The sequence below is a fragment of the Leisingera sp. ANG59 genome (assembly GCF_013317235.1).
Classification (GTDB): domain Bacteria; phylum Pseudomonadota; class Alphaproteobacteria; order Rhodobacterales; family Rhodobacteraceae; genus Leisingera.
Map to the genome: position 1 here is coordinate 1 of NZ_WLCM01000073.1, position 1885 is coordinate 1885.

Sequence of the window (1885 nt, forward strand, 5' to 3'; positions counted from 1 at the left end):
TCCGTGGCAGAAAGGCACCGTCGAGAACACCAACAACAGGCTGAGAAAATACCTGCCTCGCTCGACCGAGCCGACGGTGCTGACAAACCGATATTTAAGGTCGGTTTGCCACCGCCTCAATTCCACCCCGCGCAAGTGCCTCGGCTACAAGACACCAGCAGAAGTCTTCGAAAGCAAGCTGATGGAAATCCAGAACCGTTTGGAATAAAACGACATATCAGAAGTTGCGCTTCAGCGTGAGTTCACAGGTGGTATTGCACAAACGGCAGGCTATCCAGCCGGGTGATTGCCACCGGCGTCTGATAGAGCGCAGTCAAGCGTTCTGCAGTGGCGGCCTCTGCCATCGRGCCCTGAAACGCCACCTGACCGTCCCGCAGCGCCACCACGTGATCGGACCAGCTGATCGCATAGTTCAGATCATGCACCACGATCACGATCCCCTTGCCCTGCGCCTCCGCCAGATGCCGCAGCTGCGCCATCAGGTTGCGGGCATGATGCAGGTCGAGATTATTCAGCGGCTCATCCAGCAGCAGCCAGTCCGTGTCCTGCGCATAGGCCATGGCGATGAAGGCCCGCTGCCGCTGGCCGCCCGACAGCTCATCCAGGAACCGCGCCTGCAGCTCATCCAGATCAAACAGCGCCACCGCCTCGGCTATGGCCGCATGATCGGCAGGCCCCAGCCGCCCCGAACTGTGCGGCCAGCGGCCAAAGCCGATCAGGTCGCGCACCCGCACCCGGCTGGCGACGCTCAGATGCTGCGCCACTACCGCCATCTTGCGGGCCAGCACCGCTGGGACCGCCTGCGCCAGATCCAGCCCGTCCATGCGGATGCCGCCGCTGCTGGCGGTCAGCTGCCGCGCGATCAGCTTCAGCAGCGTTGATTTCCCCGCACCGTTGGGGCCGATCAGCGCCGTAATCCTGCCCGCCGGGATCTCGGCATCTATGCCCTGCAGGATGGGGTTTGCCGCCGGGCCGAAGCTGAGGTTTGAGACTTGAATCACCGGATTTTTCCTTTCACCAGCAGAACCAGGAACAGCAGACCGCCGCAGAACTCGATGACAACGGCCAGGGTGGATTGCAGGTGCAGCAGCCGTTCGAACACGGTCTGCCCTGCCACCAGAATGAGCGCCCCGATCAGTGCCGCGGCGGGCAAGAGCAGCGCATGTCGGTGGCTTTTCATCAGGCTGTGGGCAAGGCTGGTCACCAAAAGGCCAAGAAAGGCCAGCGGCCCCACCAGCGCAGTCGCGACTGAGACCAGCGCCGCAATCAGGCACAGCACCCGCAGCTGCAACCCGTCATAACTCACGCCAAGGCTGCGCGCCGGCGTACGGCCCAGAGCGGCCACGTCCAGCACTTGGTGGTTGCGCACCAGCCACAGGGCGGCCAGTGCCATCAGCGCCAGCCCCGCCAGCAGCGCAGAGCGGTCAATGCCGCTGAACTGGGCGAACATCCGCGCCTCGACCATGGTGAATTCCGACGGCTCCATCAGCCGTTGCAAAAAGGCCGTCAGGGTGCGGAACATCACGCCCAGCACCACGCCCGCCAGCACCATCAGCTGGATATCGTGGCGGGTGCGTCCCAGCAGGCTGGTGAACAGCACCAGCGCCGCGCCCAGCATCACCGCAGTTTCCAACGCAAAGCCCGGCAGGCCGCTGATCCGGCTGGCCCCGGCCGCGCCCAGCCCCGCCACCAGCCCGGTCTGCAGCAGCAGGAACAGCGCATCAAACCCCATGATCGAGGGCGTCAGGATGCGGTTCTGGCTGATGGTTTGGAACAGCACCGTCGCCACGCCGGCCGAGGCACCGACCGCCAGCAAAGCCGCCAGCTTGACCAGCCGCAGCTCCAGGATATAGGCGGTCGGGCCCCGCAAGCCCCGGAACAGGAA

The 1885-nt window shown here is 64.4% G+C and carries 3 protein-coding genes (1 of these 3 cut by a window edge); 1 reads left to right on the forward strand and 2 read right to left on the reverse strand.

The genetic code is table 11. The features are described from left to right. Positions 1-208: IS30 family transposase (locus tag GKC28_RS25225; RefSeq protein ID WP_174149700.1), on the forward strand; the 208-nt coding region annotated here is incomplete at its 5' end. A 34-nt stretch (positions 209-242) separates the two neighbouring features. Here the strand turns inward: GKC28_RS25225 and GKC28_RS25230 are convergent. Further along, positions 243-1001, reverse strand: a complete 759-nt coding sequence (locus GKC28_RS25230; protein ID WP_174149701.1) for an ATP-binding cassette domain-containing protein — start codon at positions 999-1001, stop codon at positions 243-245. After that, positions 998-1885 carry the 3' portion of an iron chelate uptake ABC transporter family permease subunit gene (locus tag GKC28_RS25235; RefSeq protein WP_174149702.1) on the reverse strand. 42 nt of this gene lie beyond the right edge of the window, so 888 of the gene's 930 nt are visible here — the last part of the coding sequence; the start codon falls outside the window, past its right edge — the gene reads right to left on this strand; its stop codon occupies positions 998-1000. Before GKC28_RS25235 ends, GKC28_RS25230 begins: the two co-directional genes overlap by 4 nt.